This window comes from Acanthopleuribacter pedis, assembly GCF_017377855.1.
Classification (GTDB): domain Bacteria; phylum Acidobacteriota; class Holophagae; order Acanthopleuribacterales; family Acanthopleuribacteraceae; genus Acanthopleuribacter; species Acanthopleuribacter pedis.
This window is the reverse complement of the sequence record NZ_JAFREP010000018.1, coordinates 162109-181582: the sequence shown is the minus strand read 5'-3', so window position 1 is coordinate 181582 and position 19474 is coordinate 162109. Positions and strand designations below refer to the sequence as shown.

The 19474-nt window shown below is 57.8% G+C and carries 17 protein-coding genes; 12 read left to right on the top strand and 5 right to left on the bottom strand.

Translation table 11 applies throughout. The features are described from left to right. Positions 1–162 precede the first annotated feature (162 nt). The gene (locus J3U88_RS19495; RefSeq protein WP_207860621.1) at positions 163–1749 is read left to right on the top strand and encodes a DUF5719 family protein; all 1587 of its coding nucleotides are present in this window, start codon (positions 163–165) and stop codon (positions 1747–1749) included. A gap of 96 nt (positions 1750–1845) precedes the next feature. Here J3U88_RS19495 and J3U88_RS19490 read toward each other — a convergent pair whose 3' ends face one another. After that, positions 1846–4041, bottom strand: a complete 2196-nt coding sequence (locus tag J3U88_RS19490) for a cytochrome P450 (RefSeq protein ID WP_207860620.1) — start codon at positions 4039–4041, stop codon at positions 1846–1848. Between the two features lie 193 nt (positions 4042–4234). On the opposite strand from J3U88_RS19490, the gene J3U88_RS19485 reads away from it, so the two are divergent. After that, on the top strand, positions 4235–5044 hold the full coding sequence (locus tag J3U88_RS19485) for a methyltransferase domain-containing protein (RefSeq protein ID WP_207860619.1): 810 nt from the start codon (positions 4235–4237) through the stop codon (positions 5042–5044). 170 nt (positions 5045–5214) lie between these two features. On the opposite strand, the gene J3U88_RS19480 is transcribed toward J3U88_RS19485, so the two are convergent. The 3 genes from J3U88_RS19480 to pyrR all read right to left on the bottom strand — a co-directional run bounded on the left by J3U88_RS19480 (position 5215) and on the right by pyrR (position 9840). Further along, entirely contained in the window at positions 5215–8463 is a 3249-nt protein-coding gene (locus tag J3U88_RS19480) for a serine/threonine-protein kinase (protein WP_207860618.1), read from the bottom strand. Positions 8464–8562: 99 nt separating this feature from the next. Continuing rightward, on the bottom strand, positions 8563–9045 hold the full coding sequence (locus tag J3U88_RS19475; protein ID WP_207860617.1) for a transcriptional repressor: 483 nt from the start codon (positions 9043–9045) through the stop codon (positions 8563–8565). Between the two features lie 246 nt (positions 9046–9291). After that, on the bottom strand, positions 9292–9840 hold the full coding sequence (pyrR, locus tag J3U88_RS19470) for a bifunctional pyr operon transcriptional regulator/uracil phosphoribosyltransferase PyrR (protein WP_207860616.1): 549 nt from the start codon (positions 9838–9840) through the stop codon (positions 9292–9294). 242 nt (positions 9841–10082) lie between these two features. On the opposite strand from pyrR, the gene J3U88_RS19465 reads away from it, so the two are divergent. The 10 genes from J3U88_RS19465 to J3U88_RS19420 all read left to right on the top strand — a co-directional run bounded on the left by J3U88_RS19465 (position 10083) and on the right by J3U88_RS19420 (position 18916). After that, entirely contained in the window at positions 10083–10874 is a 792-nt protein-coding gene (locus tag J3U88_RS19465; RefSeq protein ID WP_207860615.1) for a class I SAM-dependent methyltransferase, read from the top strand. Positions 10875–11280: 406 nt separating this feature from the next. Then, positions 11281–12402 carry a glycosyltransferase family protein gene (locus J3U88_RS19460; protein ID WP_207860614.1) on the top strand — a complete coding sequence of 374 codons (1122 nt, stop codon included), beginning with the start codon at positions 11281–11283 and terminating at the stop codon, positions 12400–12402. 209 nt (positions 12403–12611) lie between these two features. Next, on the top strand, positions 12612–12893 hold the full coding sequence (locus J3U88_RS19455) for a phosphopantetheine-binding protein (RefSeq protein ID WP_207860613.1): 282 nt from the start codon (positions 12612–12614) through the stop codon (positions 12891–12893). Beyond that, positions 12893–13153: an acyl carrier protein gene (locus J3U88_RS19450; protein ID WP_207860612.1), complete on the top strand. Its 261-nt coding sequence runs from the start codon at positions 12893–12895 to the stop codon at positions 13151–13153. Before J3U88_RS19455 ends, J3U88_RS19450 begins: the two co-directional genes overlap by 1 nt. A 37-nt stretch (positions 13154–13190) precedes the next feature. Continuing rightward, a complete protein-coding gene (locus J3U88_RS19445) occupies positions 13191–13922 on the top strand; it encodes a glycosyltransferase family 2 protein (RefSeq protein WP_207860611.1) in 732 nt (243 codons plus the stop codon). Further along, positions 13919–14866, top strand: a complete 948-nt coding sequence (locus tag J3U88_RS19440; RefSeq protein ID WP_207860610.1) for an LpxL/LpxP family acyltransferase — start codon at positions 13919–13921, stop codon at positions 14864–14866. The genes J3U88_RS19445 and J3U88_RS19440 overlap by 4 nt, the downstream gene beginning before the upstream one ends. Positions 14867–14958: 92 nt before the next feature. Then, on the top strand, positions 14959–16152 hold the full coding sequence (locus J3U88_RS19435; RefSeq protein ID WP_207860609.1) for a beta-ketoacyl-ACP synthase: 1194 nt from the start codon (positions 14959–14961) through the stop codon (positions 16150–16152). 297 nt (positions 16153–16449) lie between these two features. Continuing rightward, on the top strand, positions 16450–17226 hold the full coding sequence (locus J3U88_RS19430) for a beta-ketoacyl synthase chain length factor (protein ID WP_207860608.1): 777 nt from the start codon (positions 16450–16452) through the stop codon (positions 17224–17226). After that, the gene (locus J3U88_RS19425) at positions 17214–17687 is read left to right on the top strand and encodes a hotdog family protein (RefSeq protein ID WP_207860607.1); all 474 of its coding nucleotides are present in this window, start codon (positions 17214–17216) and stop codon (positions 17685–17687) included. The genes J3U88_RS19430 and J3U88_RS19425 overlap by 13 nt, the downstream gene beginning before the upstream one ends. Next, positions 17684–18916 carry a beta-ketoacyl-ACP synthase gene (locus tag J3U88_RS19420; protein ID WP_207860606.1) on the top strand — a complete coding sequence of 411 codons (1233 nt, stop codon included), beginning with the start codon at positions 17684–17686 and terminating at the stop codon, positions 18914–18916. The genes J3U88_RS19425 and J3U88_RS19420 overlap by 4 nt, the downstream gene beginning before the upstream one ends. Here the strand turns inward: J3U88_RS19420 and J3U88_RS19415 are convergent. Continuing rightward, positions 18879–19460 (bottom strand): hypothetical protein, encoded by a 582-nt coding sequence (locus tag J3U88_RS19415; RefSeq protein WP_207860605.1) that lies wholly within the window; start codon positions 19458–19460, stop codon positions 18879–18881. The genes J3U88_RS19420 and J3U88_RS19415 overlap by 38 nt on opposite strands. Between the last annotated feature and the right edge of the window lie 14 nt (positions 19461–19474).

Sequence of the window (19474 nt, the reverse complement as noted above, 5' to 3'; positions counted from 1 at the left end):
ACATGGGCCGTGGCGCCTGAGCAAAACGGGCTGGGGATTGAAGAAACGACATCAACTCGTGACGCCGAAGGGTCAAACGCGTCACCCGTTCCTGTTCACCCTAAGCAGGTGATTGCGGCACCATGCTGCATGCCTCGGGGTGCGTGAAAATGAGGAGTTACCATGCGAAAGAATTTTATGATGAAGGTCCTGACGATGCTCTCTTGCTGTGTCATGGCGACGATGCCGCTTTGGTCGGCCTCCCACGGCCGCCGCTGCGCCACGGTGGTGCGCAAAGCAGATTACGTAAGCAAAGCACCCGCCGATTGTGACGGCAACAGCACGGTGATCAGCGATCAATACGCGGTCAACGAGACCTTCACGCTGCGACTGGTGGTTCATGTCATTCATAAAGCAGACGGCACCGGCAAAGTCAGCGAGCAAGTGGTTCGCGACACGGTCGAAATCCTAAACGCGGATTTTCGCGCCATGGCCGGCACCTCGGGTGCGGCCGGAAACGACGCTGGGATTCAGTTTGAATTGGCGAGCACCGATCCCGCCGGCAACGCCACCAACGGCATTGTTTATGTTGAAAACGACGCCTATTTTCATGGCGAACTCGAAAGCTACGGGGCCGAACTGCAATGGGACCCCACCCGCTATGTGAACTTCTACGTTTCCGAGGGGGAAGGCGCGGCCGGCGTGGTTTACCAAATGCCCTGGGAACCTTGGGCCGAACCGGCCTTTGAGGGTTGGGTTGTTGCCTACGATGTGATGGGTTACGACGGTTTTAACAATTCGCCGTTTCACGTGGCCACCCATGAGGCGGGTCACTACCTGGGTCTGGAACATACCTTTGCCGGTGTCGAAGATGCCCAGAATTGCCCCACCGGTGACTGTAACACCACCGGCGATTTGATTTGCGACACCAACCCGCACCCACAACCCGACCTGTCGATTTCCTCCTGTAACAGCCGCACCGCCTGCGACGCCGAGGAACCTGTCAAAAACTACATGAACTACATGCCCGAAACCTGCATGACCGAGTTCACCCCCAACCAAATTAACCGCATGCGTTGTGTCATTACCAGCTATCGCCAAGAACTGTTGACCGACAGTCCCGCCACCGTCGCCATGGAACAGCGGTGGTTGCCCCACATTACCAGTACCACCGGCGGTTTTGAAACCGAGCTGTATCTGACCAACCCCGGTAGCAATGCCCAATCGCTGACCTTGCGAGCTTACGACCAAGCCGGCCAAAACCTGGGCGAGCAAACCGTGGAACTGGCAGCCAACCAACGTCGCGCGCTGACCATCGATACCTTGTTCGCCGACCAACGTCCCAGCCACCTGGCTTTGGTCAGCGGGGCGGGTTTGATGACCGCCGCCTACCGCGTTGTCGGTGACCAAAGTGTGCGGGCCCACCTCGCCGAATCCAGCCAAACGGGTCGTACCTTCCTGTTGCACTTGGGTGAAGCCGATCTGGTGTTTGACGGCATCGCGGTGGTGAATGCGGGGAGTGGTGCGGCACGGGTCACGGCGACCCTGGTTCATGAGAACGGCGCGGCGGGAACACCCCGCGAGATTGCGACCGGATTGGCGGTGCGCGGTAAGGCGCTGGCCGATTTGGCCACGCTGTTCGGCACGGTAGACCGCGGCATGGTCCGCCTCGAATCCGATCAACCGATTCACGTCCTGGCCTTGCGTGGCTCCCGACCCGGCGCGCCATTCGCCTTCCTGCTGGCAAACCCCGTCTTGCGCCTGCCCTAACCCACGCTTACGAAACACAACCGCTCAACCGCCGGCCCTTCACCAGGGGCCGGCTTTTTCGTTTTGGGTTTTAGGTTTTAGGTTTTAGGTTTTAGGCTAGTGTGTTTCAAAAGCAATTGGCAAGGAAAGCAAACCGCGGTTCATGATGTCGGGTTTCCATTCCATTTGATCCGCGGCCAGGGACAGCGATGGGAAAAATTCGAGCAACTGCTCGAAGACGATTTTTGCTTCAAGCCGCGCCAACCCCGAACCCAAGCAAAAATGTTCGCCGTAACCAAAGGCTAGGTGACGGCTGTCGCGGCGGGTGATGTCGAAACGTTCCGGGTCGTTGAAATGGCGGCGATCCCGATTCGCGGAACCCAGCACCACAAAAATTGGATCGCCTCGGTTGATTTGTTTGCCGGATGCGACAAAATCGGCCCGCGCGATGCGGGTAACCATTTGGACCGGGCTCTCGAAGCGCAGCATCTCCTCGACCGCGCTTTCGATCAAGTTGGGTTCTTCACGCAGGCGCTGCAACTGTTCCCCGTGGCGCAGCAAGTTGTAGAGGCCGGTTCCCAGCAAGTTGGTGGTGGTTTCGTGACCCGCGAACAGGAGCAAGCAACCGTTGACCAAAACTTCCTGTGCGCTGAGCAGGTCACCTTGTTCCTCCACCTTAATCCATTCACTGATGAGATCGCTTTGCGGTTGGCGGCGCCGTTCCGCGATCAGGTCACGGAAATAAGCGAACAACGCTTCCATGCCCTCGCTCCCCTGAACCACCATTTCGGCACTGGGTTTGGGATGGTTGACCATCAGCGACATCGCCTCACTAAAGGTTTTAAGGGTGTGGCGGTCCGACTCGGGGACGCCGAGCATCGCGCCGATGACGCCCAGGGGGAGTGGCAGCGCCAAGTCATGGACCATGTCGAACCGACCTTGATCGGCGATGCGTTTTAGGGCCTTGTCGACCATGTCGCGGATGGTTGGTTCCAAGCGACGTACCATGCGCATGGAAAAGGGGCGAGCGGTGAGGTGGCGTTTGCGGCGGTGTTCCGGCGGGTCCAGAAACAGCAACATGTCATTGGCGGTTTGGGTGAAGGTTTTCGCCTTGTCGCGAACCGCCGCGGGCACTTTTTTTGCCAAAAGTTCGGCGCGTCGCGAACTGGCATTGCTGTTTTTGAGCATGGCCTGGGCCTGTTCATAGCCGAACACCATCCAGGCTTGCAGAATGGGATTGTAGTGGACCGGCTCACGGGTGCGAATGTGTTCGTAAATGGGGTAGGGGTTGCGGCGAATGTCGGGGTTGCTGGGATCGTAAAAATGTTTGACGGGACGCGTGCCGCCTTGCGTTCCGTCGCGTAGTTCCATGGTGGACATGCGGCCCACGGTCAACAACTCGGTCACGTTTTGCAGGCGGGTTCCCAGCAGTTGCAGCAAACGCATTGACTGTTCCGGGTTTTTGACGATCTCCCGTTTAAAACGTTCGCGATCCAAAACCACCGTGTCCACCGCGGTGACCGCACGGATGTTGGCGGTGCGGTCGCCCTCGACCAGCAAGGCGACTTCGCCGACCAGATCACCGGGACCGACGGTCCCGATTCCCCGCGGCGCAATCTCACCGTCCGGCTCGCCCACGCTTACCTCGGCTTGGCCGTCGACGATGACGTACGCCGCGTCGGCGGTGTCGCCTTGGCGCATGATGTATTCGCCCGGCGCGAAAAACTCGCGATGGAAGTTGAGGGCAAAGGTGTTGAGTTGTTGCATCTCCAGAAACCGCAGGAAGATGCTGTTCACTTGGCGGAAATCCCAGACCATGGGACGAATGGGGAGTCCGTGCGCCTTGCAATCCTCGGCGACTTGGGTAAAGCCGATGCGCCGCAGTTTAGCACCGACCGGGGGATTCACCGGGGCCAGCAGGTATTCAGCGCCGCGCTTAACCGCCCAAAAGTAACCCATCAAAAACAAACCCATGATCAATTCGCTTCGGCCGCGGTATTCCTTGCGCATAAACAGCATGCTGCTGCCGGCACAAGGCGCCTCGGGAGGAACATAGGGCGAGAAATCGAATAAATGGTCGGCCGGTGTGCCCAGCGGAGCCAATTTCTCGGTCATGCGGATGCCGCCGACCACCTCGTTTTCCGCGATACAGGCGATGTTCACCGTGGCGCTAAAGGTGTCGAAGCGGTCGATGATGAGCCCGTCCGGGTTGGTCGGCATGGCCGCCATTTCTTCGACATAAACCTGGTAACGTCCCCGAAACAGGGCCTCGCGGGTGACGTCTTCCTCGGCTACTTTGATTTTGACACTCATCGGCGCCGCTCCTTTTTCCCCCGCCCGGACACCGGCAACGGTCCGCGAGCAGGGTTCCTAGCGGTTGCTGGAAAGTTGGATAAGGTGAGATTTTGGAGTTGGTTTATAATAGCGTTTATCCACCTGAATGAAAACGGCGATTGTTCCTCTGTCGTCCCCAAATCGAAACACCGCTGTGTCTGAGGAGGCAACCATGGCAGAAGCAGGTTCCTACGCGTTTGACGCGCTTCCCGAAAGTGAGGCAGAGTTGCGGCGGCTGCAACGCCAGGCCCGGGAACTGGCGCCGGTAGAACAAAAAATTTTCCAGCTTGCCGGACTCCGCGAGGGGGATCGCGCGCTCGACATCGGTTGCGGCCCCGGTCTGGTTTCGGTCCTTTTGGCGAATTATGTGGGCGCGGGCGGTTCGGTCGCCGGCGTAGACATCAGCGAAACCCTGTTGACCCAAGCGCGTGCCTATGCCGAATCACAACAGGCCGAAACGGTGACCTTCCAGCACGGCAGCGTTTACGATCTCAACCTCGACGGCCCCGCCTTTGATTTCGTCTATGCCCGACTCTTTTTCCAACACCTGGCCAAACCGGCTGATGCGCTGGCGCAAATCGTTTCGCATCTGCGCCCGGGCGGGCGGTTGTGCATCGTTGATATTGACGACGGATGGTTGAGCTTGGTCCCTGAGCCCGAGGTCTACGCCCGTTTTCACGAAAACTCGGTCGCGGGTCAGGCGGCGGTCGGCGGGGACCGCTTTGTGGGTCGCAAACTCGGGCGTTACCTGCAACAGGCGGGGTTGGTTGATGTCGCGGTGACCATCCTGCCGATGTCCTCGGCGGTGTTCGGGATGGAAACCTTCTTAGATGTGGCGGTTTCACCTAAGTGGAAAATGACCGCGGAAACCCAACGCGAGCAGGCGCATCGCGATTATCAGACCCTGCGCGCGCTCATCGATGATCCCCATGCCTGGGGTTTCTTGGGGCTTTTCGTGGCCACCGGCGTTAAGGCGTCCTGAGCCGGGCCAACCCGCGCTGAAGCGAGGGGGCTAAATGTCTGGAGCGAAATGATTTGGAAAAGCGGATCGGGAACGCGCACAATCCCGTCCAATGGGCTCGCACATTTTTGCCGGCAGTTGCAGCCCGGAGATTCAGCTAAAATCACCGCGACCTATCGCGCCCCTTAGGGTTAACCCGAAATAAAGGCGATGGTTTCCGGGCGATCCAGTATGGCGTGGGGCAGCATCATCGGCGTTTCCGGCAGGGGTATTTCGTTGCTTTGCATGTACTGGTACAAGGCGAACAAGCGCACCCGTTCCATGACCAGGTTGAAATCACTCATGCGCTGCAGGCACTTGTTCCAGAGGCGATCAATGGCGTTGTAACGCTTGTTCTTCAGCGCGCTTAACAAACGGATGCGTGGAATTTGGTGCTGGGCCCAGGGGATGGCGGCGGCCTCGAGCCGGCTCAGGGTTTGATCGACCAAATCGGGACCCACATGTTTGAGATCCACGGTTGAAAGGATCAAGGCGGGCCACGCCGACAGGTCCTGCTTCGATTCGGTTAAACACTGGACGATGTGCTGGAAATCAAAGGCCTTGGGGTCGGAGAGCACGACCTCGGTGGACAGTTGGTACAGGGGTTCCAGTTGCTTGAGGCGGGGATACTTTTCGCACGCGTGGGTGAAGTTGGAGACCAAGCGTTTTACATCGTTGAACTTGCGGAAGTTGAGGTAGAAAAACAGCAGGTTGCGGTAATAGTGCAGGTCGCCGTCTGCTTCCAGCTCCGAGGCGTGCAGGTAATCCAAGGCACGGTTGTATTCGAACAGTTCCTGGTGCGCCAAGCCGGCCCATTGGTTGAGGTGACGCTGGGTTTGCGGCAACAGGTCGTTGGGGACTTTCTCCACGGCGTTGGTGAGTTTGCGGGGATGGGGTTGCAGCAGGCGAATTTTGGCGGAAACCAGCAGGTTGGTCGCGAAGGGGTCGTTGCGGCTTTTGAGTTTTTCATACAGCAGGCCGAACAGCAATTGGCCTTTCTCGTACTCGTTAAAGGCCATCAGGATGGGTTGCAGCAGGGATGCGTAGTGGACCGACAACTCGCGGAAATTGGGCTGGGCAAAAACCTGGTGGACGGAACCGTGGGCCTCGCCGTGGTTGTCACAGTTGAAATCGAGAATCGCGACCAGGGCCAGCGTATGCACGTTGCGCTCAATTTTGAGCGCTTTTTGGCCGAAATACAGCGCTTGGGCGGGGTCGACGGAGCGGTAGGACAACGCCAGCATCGACCAAAACTCGAGGTTGTTTTGAAAGGTGGGTAGCGGAATAAACAGGCTCAAATTTTTGCGGATCGGCTCGTAATTGGCGTTTTGGAAGCAGTACCGCGCGTAATTGAGCGCGTAATGGCCTGCCTTTTCATCGTTTTCGGCCTGCTGGTAGAGGCGCGAGAGCATGAACCACAAGGGCGGCGAATGGTTGAGGTAATTGCGGGTTTCGGTTTCGATGGTTTCGGCCAGGCGGCTGTACTTGCGCGCGCGCTCCTCCGGGGGCAGGGAGGTGATCAGGTATTGGCGGACCTTTTCGTGTTTCCAGCGGAAGCCCTCGGTGGTGCTCGACTGGAAATCGAGGAAATGGAGCTTGTCGGCCAAATCGATGGTGCTGCTGATTTCCTCGTAACTGGAATGGGTGAGTTTGGTCAGCAGGTTGAGGTCGATGCCGTCGGGACACAAGGCGACCCACATCAACGCTTCCAACTGCTTGCCGTTGAACTCTTTGAGGTTTAAGGGCATGGTGTGGACGCCGGTTTCTACGTCGGCCAGCAAGGTCTCGGGTTTGGGGAGCTTCAATTCCAGCACACCGTCGCGCACCAGCAAACGTCCGTTGCCGCGCAAATTGTCAACCAACTCAATGAATTTGCTGATGTTGGTACCGGACATTTCCACGAGCTGGTTGGTCAGGTCGACACTGCCGCGTGCCGAGTCAAACAGGCTGACGGTGTAATCGGTGAGCGCGATGACGTCGGGGAACTCCACGGTGACGGGCGGGCCGATAATGCTGAACTCGGGTGCGTGTTTCTGGGTGGTGAGCACCAGGAAAAGGTTTTTGTTGTTGCCGGAAACAATCGATTGCGCCAGTTGCACCACAAATTGGGAGAGGTTGGGCGAGCAATCGTGCAGGTGTTCAATGGCGAGCACGAAGGTGTCTTCAACGGCAAAAAAGACCCGCAGGAAGGCGGTCAAGATGGTGGAATGGCTCAGTTCTTGGTACTGGCCGGGTGAGGGCCATTGCAGCCGCGGCAAAGCGGTGGCGAGGATTTCGATCCAGGGATTCAGCGCGGGTTTGTGGTTGGGAATTTTAATGTGTTGGAGAATCATCTCCATAAATTCCAGGATGTTGGTGCCTTGGCTGCACTCCATGCGCACGGGTGAATCGGCAAACACCTCGGTACACAGGTTCTCCAAAATGGTGGTTTTGCCGCTCCCTTGTTCGCCCTTGAGGTACAGCAGACGCCGCGATAACCAAATATCCTTGAGCGATTGAATGAAATGCCCGTGGAGCAGGGGTCCGCGGGTGAGCACATCGATTTTGGGCTGTTCTTGTAATTGGGGCGTCGGGCTGTAGGATTGCAGAACCTTTTCGACCTCGCGGTAAATGGCGCCGCAACTGTTGTAGCGGTTGCGGGGATCGCGATCCAACATTTTGAGGATGATGGGGTCGAGGGCGGGCGGACAGTCCGCGATTTGCGAGGGGGCTTGCGGTTTTTTGACGAGCCGCTGGTAAATGGTTTCCCCGAGGGTCGGCCCCTTGAAGGGTTTCATGCCGGTAAAGAGATCGTACAGCATGACGCCCACGGCGAAGATGTCGGCGGTGTGGTTGACTTGTTCGCCGCTAATCCCCTCGGGCGACACGTAATAGGCACTGCCCATAAAGGTATTGCGATGGGTGTACATGGTCATGTCGGCAACTTTCATAATGCCGAAATCGATGAGTTTGAGTTCGTCCTTGCGGGAGACGAGGATGTTCTGGGGTTTGAGATCGCGGTGAATGATTTGGTGCTTGTGAATAAAATCAAGCACCTCGCACAGTTGGCGGAAGAGATGCAAAAAGTTGGGGAGTGATTCAAAAATAGTGCGGCGTTTCCAGTAGTTTTGCCAGGTATCGCCTTCGACCCACTCCATCACGTACGCCGGTTTGCCCTCCCAGTCGGGGAAAAACTCCTTCACCTCAATCAAATTAGGGTGGGGATAGGCGCGCAGGAACTCGTACTCCATGTAAAAACGTTGCGGACCTTGGGGCTCTTCGTCGGAAAGGTCCATGGTTTTGAGGACGAACTCTTTGTCTTCTTCCTTGGTCCCCTTCGGACCTTTTATTTTGTAGATGATCGAACATCCACCGCGAATGAATTCGCCGATCACCTCGTAGGGAAAAGACTGGTTACTCATTGTGCCGCCGCTTCGGTAAGGGTTTGAGTTCGTTAGGAGAGAGGGCGAGGGAGGAACGAGATCGAGATCGCCCGCGCCCGTGGGGCGCGACACGTGGGGTTATTCTTTTTTGCCGGGGCAATCGACTTGGGTACAGCGACCGTACAATTGGTGGACGTGGCGCACCATTTTAAAGTGATGCTGTTCGAGGATGTCGTCTTGGAGGTTTTCGAGTTCGTCGTCGTAAAATTCCAGAATTTTGTGACAATCGACACAGATGATGTGGTCGTGGTGGCCCTGGGTCATCGCGCTTTCATAACGGGTTTCCTGACCCTCGATGGTGAGTTTTTTAACCAAGCCGCTTTGGACCAGCAAATCGAGGGTGCGGTACACGGTGGCGCGCGAGATGCGCTGTGATTGGTTGCGCATCAGATCCAGCAGTTCATCCACGGAATAGTGGCCGTCGTTTTCGTAAATGGCCCGCAGCAGCGCGAGGCGTTCGTTGGTGACTTTACCGTTGTGGGCGTAAAGAAAACTCTTGAACTGCTCCTCTAATTCGCTGATATCTACTTCGCGGGTTTCGGGTTTCAAGTTATCCGGCACAAGTCCTTCCTTCGCAGCATGGATGGTGGCGCGCAAAACCGGTGTCATGCACGATGTGCCGATCCGGCAAAGGATCGAGATAACAACGTCGTCGGCCCACGGGTTTCGCCCCCAAATCTTACCTTATCTTGCAGTGAAAAAGCCAGGTTTGTACATGGCTTTCTGTCGCCGAGGATAGCGGAACACATTTGGCCGTCCGGGGGCGGTGCAAGCCGGTCTCACTTTGTTCAAGCGCCTTGGTTTTATTTAGGTTTGTTCGTAAATGTAGATGCCGCTCGCTTCTTTTCCGTCTTGTTTGGTGCGCACGCGGACGGCCTGTTCCCGCCGGGTTTCCACGGTACAGCCGACATAGTCGGGCGCAATCGGTAATTCTCGGAAACCGCGGTCCACCACCACGGCGAGGCGAATGACCTGGGGTCGGCCCTTGTCAAGGATGGCGGCGAGGGCGGCACGTGCCGTTCTTCCGGTAAAGATCACGTCGTCGACCAAAATCAAGTTGCGGTTTTGAATCGAAAAAGGGATTTCGCCGTCGCGGATAAAAGGTTCACCATGGGTGTCGACCATGTCGTCGCGGTACAGGTGAATGTCGACGTACCCGAGCATGGGACGGGTACCCCAATGGACCTCGAGGCGTTCGGCCAGGTAGCGCGCAATCGGTGCACCACCCGACTGCACCCCGATGAGCGCCGTGTTTTGAGGGCTCCAGCCGTCCACGGCGATTTTGGCCGCCATCTCGTCCAGAATGGCCAGTAAGGTCTCGCGGTTGCAATAGGTTTCGTGAAGCTTTAGTGACACGTTGATCCTCTGGAAAACCCGCTTCGGGTCGGAAAATGAAAAGCTTCTCTAACCATAGAAGCTCGTTCTCTTTGGGGCAACCAGGAAATGCGTACAGCGGTTGGTATGCACCGGTACGGTCGGGTGATTGAGCCATTCGAGAACGGTCCGTCTCACCGGCGCTGTTCCGCTTCGCCCTTGCCGGCAATCGTCGCGGTGTGCTCCAATGAATCCGGTTTATTCAGATGGTCCGATGAGGTTTTATGTCGCCTTCCCAACCCACCCCTCGTGCGGGTCGCCCCCGGGCCGCTTGGTTGATTCCGGCCGTCGGGTTGGTATGGTCCGCCTTGGTGTTTGCTTATTTGGCGCGACCCCTGCCGCTGCCCACCCCGTTTCCCGGTAGCGAACGCCAGGGTGAACGGTTCCGACCGCTTTACAACGCCGAGTTAGCCGCCGGGGTTGATGATGATTTACGGGACTTTTGGCAAAAGCCGCAACGCTTGTTGGAACAACTTAAGCCGTTCGAGGGACTGGTGGTCGCCGATATCGGCGCGGGTGAGGGCTACTTCACCAAGCGTTTGGCTGATCGGGTTGGGGAAAGCGGCCGTGTGATTGCCACCGATATCAGTCAGGCGGCCTTGGATACCTTGGCCGCCAATTTGGATCCTGACCTGGCGGACCGCGTATCGCTGGTGTTGGCCGACGCCGACCGACTCGGTTTCGAGCAACAGGTGGACCAGATCTGGGTTGTCCAAGTGTTCGGGGAAATTGACGATAAAGGCCCGTTTTTGCAGCGGCTTAAAGCGGTCATGCACGATCAGTCGCGGCTGGTGATTATTGATTCCAAACACATCACCGATCCCACCAACGGTTTTACGCGGCCGATTAACCTCAACGCCATCAAGCAGCAATTCACCGCCGCCGGTTTTGAATTGGATCCGCTTTACCCCATTACCCGCTTCCACTTTTTACCGAAACAATATTGTTTCGTCTTGCGTCGGGCGAGCGCTTCCGGTCGGGACCCAGGGGATTCGGGCCCGCTTAAAGCGCCTTAACTTCATAAAAGCGCCTTAACTTCGCGGAGGTTTCCCCCCTCCGATAAAGCGCACCAAACTTCGGCGTTTTGGTTTCCTATCCGGCGTGAAGCGGCTGATGCGCTGTTTGTCACGCGTCGCGGATGGTGTCTCACCGTGTTTCATTGATTTTGCGCCAAACCGTTAACCACAAAGACCCAGGCTGTTCTTTTGGGATCGGCGCAGCGAGACGCCGCGGGTTTTTGCCGGCGGTACTTTCGGGTGAAAGGCGCAAACCACCGTCCTCCCCGGGGAATCTTTTCTGAAAAGGTAATCAATCGCTCCTGATGATCCGATGAGCTTAACGTTTTCCCCCTATTTCACAGAAGGGGATCGCTGCACCTCGGCGATCCGGTCATGTTACGGCTAACGCGAAGGATGGTTTGCTATGGCGCGTATTGTTTACGGTGTTTCCGGCGAAGGCTCTGGTCATGCGGTTCGCTCCGATTTCGTACTAGAACACCTCAAACGAAAGGGTCACGAGATCAAAGTGGTCACCTATGACCGCGGCCTCCGCATCCTGCAAAAGCAATATGATTGTTTCGAAACGGCGGGTTTGCACATCTCCTCGCGCCACAACCAAGTAGAGAAAGTGCAGACGTTTTTTGAAAACTTGGCCAAGTTGCCGGAAGCCAAAAAACGGTTGAAAGCGCTGAAGAGCGAGGTGTTTGACAGCTTTCAACCCGATTGCGTGATGACGGATTTCGAACCGATGAGCGCCTACCTGGCCAATGCCCGCGACCTGCCGCTGATCACCATCGACAACCAGCAAGGTCTGCGCTACATGAAATTTCCCTGTCCCGATTACCTTCACAAGGATCGCCGCTTGGCCGAAAACCTGGTTCGCATGCTGATTCCGCGCCCCGACGTCAGCTTGATCACCACCTTTTATTTTGGCAAGCCGGTCAACGACCGCACCTTCCTGTTTCCGCCCATTCTGCGTCAGTCCATTCGCGAGTTGGTTCCAAAAATTGACAACTTCATCCTTGTTTACCTGACCCGAGGTTACGACGCTTTTCTCGAAGGGCTCAAACATTTCAAACGCGAACGCTTTGTGGTCTACGGTTGTGATACCGTGGGTGAATTTGGGCCGATTACCTACAAGCCTTTTGATCGCAATACCTTTGCGCAGGATCTCGCCAACTGCAAAGCCGTCATGGCCACGGCGGGTTTTAGCCTGATCACCGAATCCTTGTTCTTGCACAAGCCCTACTTGGCCCTGCCGATCATCGGTCAGTTTGAACAAGAAATTAACGCCTACCTGTTGCAACGCCTCAGTTACGGTTCGCTGATGCGCAATTTGAGCCAAGCCTCGATTGGCAATTTCCTATACCATTTACCCGATTTCCGCGATCACTTGGAATCCTACAAAGAGGTTCAGCGTCAACCGGTTACTCAAAAATTGGACGAACTGCTCGCCGACGATTGCCAATTGCTGCGCACCTTGCACGAGAAACGAAAAGAGGCCGACCGCGAGGCGCTCCCCATTCCCGATTTGTTCGCGGGTTAGCCGTTGGTTGGGTTTCTTGTATTGCCTAGGGAATTCGCGGTCTGTTAGGCTATCGCGTCATGACTTATCCAGTCCTTTTGGGGTTTGTCGCCCCGAGGGTTGCCGTCGGCGGGGCTGCTAACCGTCTCCGCGATCTGGCTAAGCGGAAAACGACCCGGTTGCCGCGCGGGTCGAAGGTCATGGGTGATCTGTTCTGAAGGGAGGGCGACATGAGCGCCGACGAGTTGATTGAGCCAATTAAAACACTAATCATCGACACCCTGATGTTGGAAGACATCACCGCCGAGGAGATGGAACCCGATGCACCGCTTTTTAGCGACGAAGGTTTGGGTTTGGATTCGATTGACGCTCTTGAGTTGGGGATGGCGGTATCGAAGAAGTTTAAGATTAAATTAAGCCAAGATCCCGATGCGAACCGCGAACATTTTGAAAGTGTGGCAAGCCTGGCGGCTTTCGTCTCCCGCAAAGTTGCGGAAGGAGGCGCGTCCTAATGGCCAACCGCGAGGAATTACTGGTGCAAGTTCGCGCCGTGCTGGTGGAAACCTTTGAACTCGACCCCGAGGCCATCCAGCCACGAACCCATTTATACAAAGAGCTTGATCTCGACTCGCTCGACGCCATCGATTTGGCCGTTAAGCTCAGCAGCGAAACCGGGATCAAGTTGACCGAAGATGAAATGAAAGCCATTCGTACCGTGAACGACATCCTAGATACCGTGTTACGGCGCCTCGATCCTGCAACCTCGCACTGATCCACCCGCGTCAGATTAACGGCCGAGAGACCGCGTTATGAAAGCTTGTATTCTGATACCGATTTATAACAATAAGGACACCATCGAAGCCGTTGTCGCCGAGGTGCGTGCTTTTTCGCTACCCATCGTGATTGTCAACGACGGCAGCGATGCGATGACCCACACCGTTTTGGACGCCATCTCGGGTGAAGATGTCGAGGTTGTTCACCTTGCCCAAAACGGCGGTAAAGGCATGGCGGTTAAAACGGGTTTGGTCCATGCCCACCGTAAAGGTTTTACCCACGCGCTGCAAATCGACGCCGACGGGCAGCACCGCGCGCAAGATATTCCCAAGTTTCTGACCGCCGCGGAAGCCGAGCCCGAGGCGTTGGTGTTGGGGTGCCCTGTTTTTTCCGACGACGTACCCGCCGCCCGCCTGCACGGTCGCAAACTATCGGTGTGGTTGGTGTGGTTGCAAACCATGTCGCGGGCGATTCGCGATCCCTTGTTTGGTTTTCGCGTCTATCCGCTGCAAGCCGCGGTCGGGGTGATCGACCGTTACCTCATTGGGAACCGCATGGATTTTGATCCTGAAATTGCCGTCAAACTGTATTGGGTGGGCTGTCCCGTGGTGAACATTCACAGTCCGGTCCGTTACCCGGAAGGCGGATTGTCCAGCTTTCGCATGGTGCGTGACAACATCCGTATCACCCTGATGCATACCCGGTTGGTGCTCGGCATGATTCCGCGACTGCCCAGGTTGTTGGGCCGCAAGAAGCCCGTTTCGTGAGCGAGGCGACCGCGGCGGATTGGAGCCGTCAGGAGGAGCGTGGATCCGCGTTTTGGGTGCGCACCGGCTTTCGGGTACTAAACCTGATAGGGTACCCCGCCGCCGCCGTTTTGTTGGTTGCTGTGATGGCCTATTTTTTTGCCACGGGGCGTCGTTCCCGCCGCGCCTCGCTGGAGTACCTGCGTCATCTGCACCAATACGGACGGGCGACGGGTTGTGCCGATTTGCCGCGCCCGACCCTGTGGAACAGTTTTCGACACCATCTGGCGTTTGGCTTTAACGTGCTGGACCGCATGTATTTTTGGCAAGATCGTATTCACCGTTTTCACTTCACTTGGGAGGGGCGGGAACATCTGTTTCAGGCCCGTGAGCGCGGAACCGGTGTGCTTTTGGTTGGCGCCCATATCGGTAGCTTTGACGCCGCGCGCGCTTTGTCACAAGATAAGGCGTTGCCGCTGAACGTGGTGATGTACCGCGGCCACGCTCAGAAACTCAACGCCGTTTTGAATGCCCGTGGGCCCGGCGCCGACATCAACGTGATCGAACTCGATGAACACGATGTCGACACGGTATTTGACCTGGAGAGTCGTCTGGCGCGCGGCGAAATTGTCGCGGTATTGGCTGATCGTGTGCCGCCGTTTAGCAAACCGCGCACCAGCCGTGTGCCGTTTTTGGGGGTTCCCGCCGACTTACCGCAAAATGTGTGGATTCTGGCGGGCCTGCTCAAATGCCCCGTTTTCTTCAGTGGAGCGGTGCGAACCGGGTGGCGGCGATACCATGTTTTTGTGGCGCCCATGACGGATCGGGTCGCCTTGCCCCGAAAACAACGGGACGAAGCCTTGACGGGCATGATCGAGGCTTTTGCGGGGCGGATGGAAAGGTTGTGTTTCCAATATCCCTTTCAATGGTTTAACTTTTTTTCCTATTGGTCTCAATCCAAATAAGGGTTTTTTAGGTGGTCCGCGAAAGGTGGCGGGGCGACGGTGGATTCCGCGACCGCGGTGTGCCGGCGTGCGACGGATGAATCGGAGGGAACATGGCGAATTTTGCCTTAACGGCTGTTGGAATGGTGAACGCGCTTGGCGACAACCTGCATGACATAAGGGCGCGGTTGTTTGCCGGCGATTTAGGCCGCATGTCGCCGCTGACCCTCAAGGTGGGTGGGTCGGAGGTGCTGGTTGGGGCCGTTCACGAGGACCTGCCGCGGTTCCCGCCGGAATTAGAAGCCTTTACCTGTCGCAACAACCGTTTAAGTTTGTGCGCGTATCAGCAGATTCAGGCTGAAGTGGCACGTGTTCGCGCATGTTACGGTGCCAACCGTGTCGGCGTGGTGATGGGCTCGAGCACCGCCGGCTTGGATGCTTCCGAGCAGGCTTTCGCCCTTTGGTACCGGGACGGCAAGTTACCCGACGGCTGCGATGTTCACCTCAAACACGAAATGGGTGGTGTTTCCAAGGCGATTGCGCAACTTGCCGGGGTGACCGGGCCCGCTTATACCGTTTCTACCGCCTGTAGTTCCAGCGCCAAGGTTTTTGCCTCGGCCGCCGGCTTGTTGGCGAGCGGCTTTTGCGACGCCGTGATCACCGGCGGGGTGGATGTGTTGTGCCACATCCCACTCAACGGCTTTAACGCGCTCGCGAGCTTGTGTGAGGGGCATAGCCTGCCTATGAGCCGCAACCGCACCGGTTTGAACATCGGCGAAGGTGCCGCCTTGTTTGTGATGACCCGTGAACAACCTGAGCACGGTGTGTTCCTTCGTGGGGTGGGCGAGAGCTGCGACGCGTACCACATGTCGGCGCCCCACCCCGAGGGGGTTGGTGCCGAGGCCGCCATGCGCGCGGCGTTGGCCCAGGCCGGCACCGCACCCGAGGCCGTCCATTACCTTAATTTGCACGGGACCGGTACACCGCTCAACGACGCCATGGAATCCAAGGCGGTGGCGCGGGTGTTTGACCAGATTCCCTGTAGCAGCACCAAACCCCTAATCGGGCATGGGTTGGGCATGGCCGGCGCGATGGAAGTCGGTTTTTGTTATCTGGCCCTTACCGCGGCGGGTGAGGCCGTGCCTTTGCCGCCCCATCTTTGGGACGGTGCCGTGGATGAGCGACTGCCGGTTCTGCCGCTTACCCAACCGGGTGACTGCTTGACCGTTGACGGTCCGGTTCGCATGATGAGTAACTCCTTCGCCTTTGGGGGGAACAATTGTTCCGTGCTGATCGAACGCCGTTAAACCTAAGAGGCGCTGAAGCGAGGTGTTTTGGCTAAAGATCTGGAGCGAAATGGCTTGAAAAAAGCGGACCGGGGTCGCGTACGACCGCACCCGCCGGGTGCGGTGAGCATTTTTACAGGCCGTTGTAGCCCAGAGGTTTAGCTAAAATTACCGCGAGTTATCGCGCTTCTTAGGTTAAAACCCCTGCCGCTCTTAACGGTGCCGCGACCCCTTGCGAGCGCGAGGATTATCCAACCGGGTCCCTGCCGAATTAGGTAGAATCGGCGGGTGAGTTTTTCAGAAAGAGAGTTTTTGTTCATGTCACAAACCGCATCGCATGCCGTTGGTTCAGAATCCGCCGCCACCCATCCCTTGAAACTGGTCGGCTGGCGTGCTTGGGCCGAGCCTTATCCCGAGCATGCCGATTTCGAGGCATTTCTGCGCGGCGCGCAACCGCCGATTGCCGATGGCGCCAAACCCAAGGCCGCCGCCGTGCCCGCCCGGCTGCGTCGCCGCTGTACGCTGGTGAGCAAAATGGTTTTAGAAACCAGCTTGCCGCTGGTGGACCAATACGGCGTCGATTTAACGCGCACCAACCTGCTTTTCGGTTCGCGCAACAGCGAGATCAATATTCTGCGCAATTTACTCAACGATATTGAGGGCGGCGAGGCCCTGTCACCCACCGCCTTCGGCAATTCGGTCCACCACACCGCCTCCGGTTATTTCGGTTTGGTTTGCAAGCACCAGGGCGTGTCGCGGACGATTAGCGCCAACCAGGACACCTTAACCTGTTGCATGTTGGAGACCGTGGACCTGTTGCGGCGCGATCCCGAGGCTTGGGTGTTGATGGTGTTTGCCGAAGAAATGCCTTTACCACCTTTTGACCAAATGCTGGCAAGCCCCCCGTTCCCCTTTGCCGTCGCCATGTTGTGGCGTCGCGGCGGCCCGGACGACCCGCGGTTTAGCATGCCCGCCCTCGGCCCGGTGACGGAGTGCCCGTCCCCCACGCTGTTTGCATTTCTGAGTTGGTATCTATCGGAAAAGCGCGAATTACACCAAGCCGGTTCCTTCGGGGGGTGTTCATGGTTGCGTTGAGCGAGCAGGACGTGTCCTTGTTCATTCCCCACCGCGCGACCATGCAGATGTTGAGTCGGGTCGTGCGTGGTGAAGCGGATGTGACCGAGGGCGAACTGGACATTTTGCCCGACAACCCCTTTTGCTTTAACGGGCGGATCGCCGCGGTGACCGGCATTGAGTGGATGGCCCAAGTGGTCGCCGCCCACGGTGGTTTGGAAGCGTGGCGCGAGGGGCGCGACGCCGATGTGGGTTTTTTGCTGGGCACCCCCAAATGTACCGTCGCCGTGGCTTATTTTGAGCCGGGTCAACGGTTGCGGATCCGGGCGGAAAAAATCTGGGGCGATGAAGAGATGTTGCAATTCCACTGTACCATCCACGATCGCGCCGACGACCGCGAAGTGATGAGCGGCAATTTAAATGTGTTTCGACCGCGCGACCTGCAGGGTTATGTAAGCGCGGGTGAGGGGAGTGGTGCATGAGTCGTCGTGTTGTGGTTACCGGGATGGGCGCGCTTTCGCCCCTCGGCTCGGATTGGGCGACCGCCAAGGCGCAATTACTGGCCAAACGCAACGGTGTGCGCCCCATGCCGGAATGGGACGCGGTGGACGGTCTGCAAACGCGGTTGGGTGCCGCCGTCGAGGGGTTTTCGCGACCCGCCCATTACTCGCGCAAGAAGGTGCGCACCATGGGTCGGGTCGCCTTGTTGGCCACGCGCGCCACCGAACTGGCCTTGGCCGACGCGGGTTTGAGCGACAGCTCGATCCTTGGTGACGGCCGTGCCGGCATTGCCTACGGCTCTACTTCCGGTTCGCCGCCCGCGATTGAACAATACGCGCGCCAGATTACCGTTAACCGCACCTTGTCCGGGGTGACCGCCGCCCAATACATCCAATTCATGAGCCATACCGTGGCCGCTAACTTGGCGCAATTCTTTGGTGTGCGCGGTCGTTTGATTCCCACCTGTTCTGCTTGTACCTCATCCAGCCAAGGCATTGGCTACGCGTATGAAGCCATTAAATACGGCGGCCAGGACGTGATGATCGCCGGCGGCGCGGAGGAGTTGCACCTGTTGTGTGCCGCCGTGTTTGACATTATGTACGCTACTTCAACCCGCAACAGCGAACCCGAAACCTCGCCGCGACCCTTTGACCGCGCGCGGGACGGCCTGGTGGTGGGTGAAGGCGCGGGCACCTTAATCTTGGAATCGCTGGATCACGCGCGGGCCAGGGCGGCACCGATTGTGGCTGAACTGGTGGGTTGGGCAACGAATTGCGACGGTTTACACGTGGTTAATCCTTCCGTGGACGGCATGCAGGCCGTGATGCGCGCCGCCCTCGCCGACGCGCAATTGGACCCCGCGCGCGTGGCGTTCGTGAACGCGCACGGGACCGCGACCGAGGTCGGCGATGTGGCCGAATCCCGGGCGACCTACGCCGTGTTCCAGCGACCGGTGCCGATTTCCTCGCTCAAAAGTTACATGGGCCACACGCTGGGTGCCTGTGGTGCGCTCGAGGCTTGGCTCGGCATTAACATGGCGCGCGAGGGTTGGCAGGCGCCCAACCTCAATTTAGACGAGGTGGATCCCGCCTGTGCCCCATTGGATTACCTTACCGACGTGCGCGAGCTGCCCGTGTCTTATTGGATGAGCAACAACTTCGCTTTTGGCGGGGTTAATACGTCGTTGATTTTTGGTCCGCCGCCGGTGTAGCTTCTGCTTGTTCCTCTGTCTCTCCCGGCAATGTGATCGCCACCCGTGTCGCCAGTTCGGCCGGGCCGGTTTTGGCGTGATCCTCGCGGACCGGCGTCCAGGTGCGCGCGTCTTTGCGGGCGATTTGCGCCCAGGCACCCGGCGCTCGCGGGATCCAAGTCGCCGGTGGCTCGGGCGGTTTGGATGGACTCAGCGTGTACATCACCAGCAAGCTGTCTTGGGGGGCGTGGTCCAAGACGCGGGTCCATGCAGCGCGTTCGCGACCCGTGTTGAGTGTCCCCTGACCTTGGAGTTTGCCGTGGGGATCCAGATGCAGCCATGCCACACCCGTGCCGGTACCGCGAAGGACTTGGTCGTTGAGGATGACCCCGGATGTGAGGCCGTGTTCCCGCGCGAGCGCGTTGCCGACCTCGGCCCCCGGCAGGCCTTGCCCAATAACAACCAGGTCGATTCCGGGCCCGTCGGCCTCGCGCAGTTTGGTCATTCCCAGCCAAATGCCGACCAAAACCACAATGGCGGGCGGCAACATCATCATTTTTTTCATGGGGTCCATCCTTT